Here is a 2674-nt window from a genome sequence, read left to right as displayed (position 1 = left end):
ACCCGCCGATGACCGACTGCTCCGCCTGACGCCCGTACAACATGGCACTCCAAGAAAACGGTTGTCCGTAATGTGACGTATGGGGAACGTTTCGCCTACGCGCCGCGAGGCGGAAAGCCCACGATCCGCTGTTGGTCGAATCGCCCACCATGTCCTGACCCGCGATCTGGTCGAGATTTGCGCAGACCGCGCAAGCAGGATCATCCGGATCGGCTTCCGCCGGGGTCGACAACCGTCGGCGACCCGGCGCATGCGCCCTCGCGGACGGCGGATGTCAACTCGAGGGAAGGTGGCGTCGAAGGGGCGATTTGGTCTGGATGGCGTCGGGCGCCAAGCGAGTGCGTGCAGAATTTATGCGGGATGTTCGTGGTCAGAGGACGGCCAGACGCTGCGCAGTGGACGCAGGCCCTCCTCGACGTAGTCGGCGATAGGGCGGCTGCCGCCGTCGAGGTACCACTGCTCAAGTGCGGCGAAATAACCGAAGACGAGGGCGTTCGTGGTCACGCGAGCCTGCGTTTCTGTCAGCTCGCTGGTCGCCGCGATCAGCGGGGCGATCCGCTGGCTCGCGCGGTCCAGATTGGCGCAGACGGCCACGCGGACCGATGGCTCGGCGAAGAAGTAACGGACCCTGCGCCACGGGCCCTTCTTGGCCTGAGGGCCTTCGGCTACCTCCTCGGAACCAGATGTGCCCTCCGGTGCGGATTCGTAGGCGCGGACGGCTCGGAGCAGGCTGCCGATGGGATCGCCTGGGTCGAGGAGGTCCTTGAGTGCCTCCGGGCTCATCCTGTCGAACTCGTCGGCGACCACGATCCCTTCCTTCGTGCCGAAGTAGCGGTACACCGACGACGGCGATACCTCGGCCGCGGCCGCGATCTCCTCGATCGTGACCGCGGCGAACCCTCTCTCGTCGAACAGATCGAGGGCGCATTCCTGGATGGCGCGCATGGCCTTGAGCCGCCAGCGCTCGCGAAGCCCGCTCATGCGATCAGGATAGCAGGAAGTCAAACGCTAAAGCATGTAACTGTCATTAGACATTGACTGTCTAAAATCAGGAGATTAGAGTCACTGCCTAAAGACAGTGACTGTCTAAAGTGCGACAGCGGACGATTCAATCCCGCCCGGACACGCAGCGTGACGCTCTAACGCCTCCCGGCCGACTCACACGGAAGGATTCATGCCATGACGACGCTGAAGCAGAGATCGCACAACCGGACCCCACTGGCGATGATGTCCATCGGGGCGGGGGTCACCGCGATCGCCGCCCTCTTTCCGTTCATCGACCAATCCACGACGACCGTCTTGGCAGACCACATCAAGGCGAGCTATCCGGCCTACGAGCCCGGCGCGATCGGCGCCGCTGTTGCTGCGTATCTGGCGATTCTGTCGACGATCGGGGTACTGGGACTCCTCGGCTGGCTCGGCACGATCTGGATGGTTCGAGTCGGTAAGCGCTGGGCGCGCTGGCTGGCGACCGGGCTGCTCGCGATCGCGATCTGCATCGCGATCGCCGCACTGACCGTCCGGGACACCTCGGGTGATGTCGGCCTCGCGCCGCTGCTGGGCTGGCTGCAGGTCCTTCCGTGTATTCCCGGCCTCGCCGTGGTCGCACTGTGGAGAAGGGCGACATGACCGAAGGCCCTAGGGAGGCATGGAGCATCGGTCGTGCCGTGGTAGGCCGGGCCGCGGCGCTCAAGAGCGTGATGTATCGAGGAGGGCGTCCGAACGAGCTCATGCGGCTCATGAACCGGCTTGATGTCCTGGTGTACGGGGCTCGGCGGCTGTCACCACGCCATGGTGCCGTGTTGAAGGTGAAGGGGCGCCGCAGCGGGAACATCCTTGCTGTTCCGGTCGCGGTCACGGCCTACCGCAACGCCGAGTTCCTCGTATCGATGCTTGGGCCGGACGCGAACTGGGTGCGGAACGTCCAGGCAGCGGGTGGTAAGGCCGCGCTCCGCCATCGGGGTCGCGAAACTCCGATCCAGCTTGAGGAGATCCCGCCCGAGCATCGCGCCGAGATCCTGCGCCGCTACCTCGCCGCCGCGCCTGGCGCAAGGCCGCACCTGGGGCTGAGGCCTACAGCACCCTTGTCGGAGTTCCACCGGATCGCGCCTCGTCACCCCGTCTTCCGAATCCGTGAGTGCCGGTTCATGCCCACACACGAAAGATGAACGAGTAAGCGACAGGCGGCTCGTCCGGCGCCGCTCGCCCATGCGACAACAGTCTGTCGATAGACAGCCCTACCGCATAGTGCGTACCGGTTTTCCTCTTCCGCGCCACGGCCGGTCTGCCAGAATATGCCGTCTTCCAGCGAGCAGATGATCCCCATTGGCAGAGCGTGAGCGGTGGAGTTGAAGGCGAGGATGTGGAGACCGCAGCCCGCCGGGCCGCAAGGAGGTTCGCCTGATAGGCGCGCGAACGATGCCGGAGCGGCTGCGGACGCGAAGGTGATGTCGCTGGTGGCCTCGTGTGAACGACGGTGCCGTCAGTCATGGTCGTGGTAGGAGCTTGAGCGTGGTGGTTTTCGCCCCAAGATGACCTCGTCCTCCGCGTTGAGCGCGAAGTGTGCAGCCGGTCATCGTGAGTCGGCGAAGAAGGTTTGGAGGTGGCGGTTGACCGGGTCTGGGCAGTCCAGCTGGGGGGCGTGGCCGCAGCCGTCCAGGATGACGAGCTGTTC

Annotated in this window: 4 protein-coding genes; 2 read left to right on the top strand and 2 right to left on the bottom strand. The window is 64.9% G+C overall.

Features of this window, described 5'->3' with window-relative positions:
* On the bottom strand, positions 1-232 hold a 232-nt coding region (locus ACTMTI_RS56650), incomplete at its 3' end, for a hypothetical protein (RefSeq protein WP_441129368.1).
* A gap of 119 nt (positions 233-351) precedes the next feature.
* Positions 352-981, bottom strand: a complete 630-nt coding sequence (locus ACTMTI_RS56645) for a TetR/AcrR family transcriptional regulator (protein ID WP_441129367.1) — start codon at positions 979-981, stop codon at positions 352-354.
* Between the two features lie 198 nt (positions 982-1179).
* On the opposite strand from ACTMTI_RS56645, the gene ACTMTI_RS56640 reads away from it, so the two are divergent.
* Both ACTMTI_RS56640 and ACTMTI_RS56635 read left to right on the top strand, forming a co-directional pair.
* Positions 1180-1629 carry a hypothetical protein gene (locus tag ACTMTI_RS56640; protein WP_441129366.1) on the top strand — a complete coding sequence of 150 codons (450 nt, stop codon included), beginning with the start codon at positions 1180-1182 and terminating at the stop codon, positions 1627-1629.
* The gene (locus ACTMTI_RS56635; protein ID WP_441129365.1) at positions 1626-2168 is read left to right on the top strand and encodes a nitroreductase/quinone reductase family protein; all 543 of its coding nucleotides are present in this window, start codon (positions 1626-1628) and stop codon (positions 2166-2168) included. The genes ACTMTI_RS56640 and ACTMTI_RS56635 overlap by 4 nt, the downstream gene beginning before the upstream one ends.
* Positions 2169-2674: the final 506 nt, after the last annotated feature.

The organism is Nonomuraea sp. H19, from assembly GCF_052068215.1.
Classification (GTDB): domain Bacteria; phylum Actinomycetota; class Actinomycetes; order Streptosporangiales; family Streptosporangiaceae; genus Nonomuraea.
This window is presented reverse-complemented; position numbering and strand designations above follow the sequence as displayed.